At 67.1% G+C, this 2166-nt stretch carries 3 protein-coding genes; 2 read left to right on the top strand and 1 reads right to left on the bottom strand.

Annotated elements, in window-relative coordinates:
- The coding region (locus tag AC2VOG_RS02225; RefSeq protein ID WP_486938283.1) for an SDR family oxidoreductase at positions 1-373 on the top strand (373 nt) is incomplete at its 5' end.
- A 278-nt stretch (positions 374-651) separates the two neighbouring features.
- Here AC2VOG_RS02225 and AC2VOG_RS02220 read toward each other — a convergent pair.
- A complete protein-coding gene (locus tag AC2VOG_RS02220) occupies positions 652-1290 on the bottom strand; it encodes a TetR/AcrR family transcriptional regulator (RefSeq protein WP_486938282.1) in 639 nt (212 codons plus the stop codon).
- A 121-nt stretch (positions 1291-1411) separates the two neighbouring features.
- On the opposite strand from AC2VOG_RS02220, the gene AC2VOG_RS02215 reads away from it, so the two are divergent.
- Positions 1412-2166 (top strand): alpha/beta hydrolase family protein (locus tag AC2VOG_RS02215; protein ID WP_486938281.1); only part of this gene is annotated, 755 nt, incomplete at its 3' end.

Below are 2166 nucleotides of genomic sequence, written 5' to 3'. Positions count from 1 at the left end.
GATCCGGCGCGGGGGATCGGTCATCCTGCTGACGTCGTTTCTCAATCAGGTCGGGCGCCCGGGGCTGTCGCTGCTCTCGGCATCCAAGGCCGCCGTTCGATCCCTGGCCCGCACCTGGTCCCGCGAACTGCTTGACCGTCAAATCCGGGTGAATGCGATTTCGCCGGGCGGGATCGATACACCGCTGCAGAGCCAGGGCCGGACCGAGGCGCAAGCGCAGGCGGTACGTGATGATCTTGCGGCACGCACCCCGGTTGGACGGATGGGAACTGCGGAGGAGATCGCGCAGGCTGCCCTGTACCTGGCCAGCGACGAGTCCCGTTTTGTGCTCGGAGCGGAACTCGTCGTCGACGGCGGGATCTCACAGTTGTGAAAGCCTCGGACTCCGAGGCCGGCTACGCGTGATTGTGGCGGGCTCCGTTCGGCCGCAGGCCTCCCGAGCCTGGCGACATCAGCTCGCCGGGACGTGCATCCGCATCCGGATTATCCGGCTGGGCAGGTGGACTATCAGTGGTTCTGGCCTGTCGCCCAATGAGTCGGCATCTCGGCCGCGTCTCGTCTCGACCGCCACTCGAGTCTGGGAAGGCGTCGTCGGGTTCTCGCTGTCGGTGGCCTCCGGACCATCACGACCATCTCGAACCTGGTTGATTCTCAGAGGATTTGCTCACCGCGCCGACGTTTACTCGTGTCCTGGTGGACGAGGCGTAGGAACAGTTCGTCGACGATCGAGTGGATGCGCTCGGGCGCTACGGGTTCGAGGTCCATGAGCAGGTCGTGGCGTACCAGGTCGAAGGGCATTGCGAGCACCGCGGCCGGGATCTGTTCCAGGTCGATCTCGCCGCGGTCGTCGGCACGCTGGTAGATGGTCCGGATGAGCGCGAGCCGTTGCTCGCCCAGGATCCGGTCGCGTACCTGGGTGGGGGTAAGTCCGCTGCCGGCCATCAGCCCGGAGAAGACGGTAGCTGCGGTGATGGCGAAGAACGCAGCACGGGCCCGGCCCATGCCTGTCAGCGTGGCGATCAGATCACCGCGCAGGCTACCGGTGTCGGGGATCTCGACCGGGTGGCTGGTGCGGTAATGCTCGAGCGCGGCAAGCACCAGCTCGTCCTTGTTGGCCCAGCGGCGGTACAGCACGGCGACCCCGGTACGGGCTCGTGCGGCGATGGACTCCATGGTCAGCTTCGCGAAGCCGACCTCAACCAGCTCGTCCCACGCCGCGTCCAGCAGCGCGGCCTCAAGTTCGGGCCCTCGTCTGCGCTGGCGGGCAGGCGTGGGGACGGGGGTGATCACAGCCCCCAGTATAGGGAAGATTTGCGTTCCTTATCGACTCGCCCTATTCTTAATACGAGATGATTGTCTCTCTTATATTGGCCGGGTGGGCGGCGCCCGCAGCGATTCGGAGAGGGCGGGAATGAGCATGGGGATCGCAACCGAGACTGGTGGGCGTTCGATCTTCTTCACCGATCCGGTCATGAACTCGATGACACGGGCAATGCTCGGGCGGGTGTACACCGGCGCGGCGGACACCGGTGAGACGTTAGCGACGATCGACCGCATCACCGACGGCAACCTCGCGTCGTGGGCACACGAGTGGGAGGCGACCGCCGACCGTGTCGCCGCGATCGGCGACGACTGCGTGCGAAAGGGCCATCGGATCAGCGGCCGTAACGCGCTCCTCCGCGCGGCAACCTACTACGCGACGTGCGTGGTGGTGGCCGACGGGTGCACGGGCCCCGACCTCGTGCGGGCACGCACTTTCGCCGCCTACCGCCGGTGCTGGGAGCAGTACCTCGGCCTGCTGGACAACCCGCCCCAGCCGCTGGAAATCCCCTACGAGAACACCACGATGCCCGGCTGGTTCTTCCCCGCGCCCGGCGAGGGCCCGACGCCGACGCTGGTGATGGTCAACGGTGCCGACGGCGCGGCGAGTTACCTGTGGCCTGGCTACGGCTCCGAGGCGTCGGCCCGTGGCTACCACGTCGTGGTGTTCGACGGGCCAGGGCAGCAGCGCATGCTCTTCGAACGAGGCATCGGGTTCCGGCCCGATTTCGAACACGTCCTCTCACCGGTCGTCGACGCAACGCTCCGGCTACCGGGCGTGGACCCGCAGCGCCTCGCCCTCTATGCGGTCAGCCAGGGCGGGTATTGGGCCCCGCGCGCCCTGGC

The sequence above is a fragment of the Mycobacterium sp. TH-M11 genome (assembly GCF_057473725.1).
Note: the sequence above shows the minus strand (reverse complement) of the source record. Positions and strands in the feature narration are given on the sequence as shown.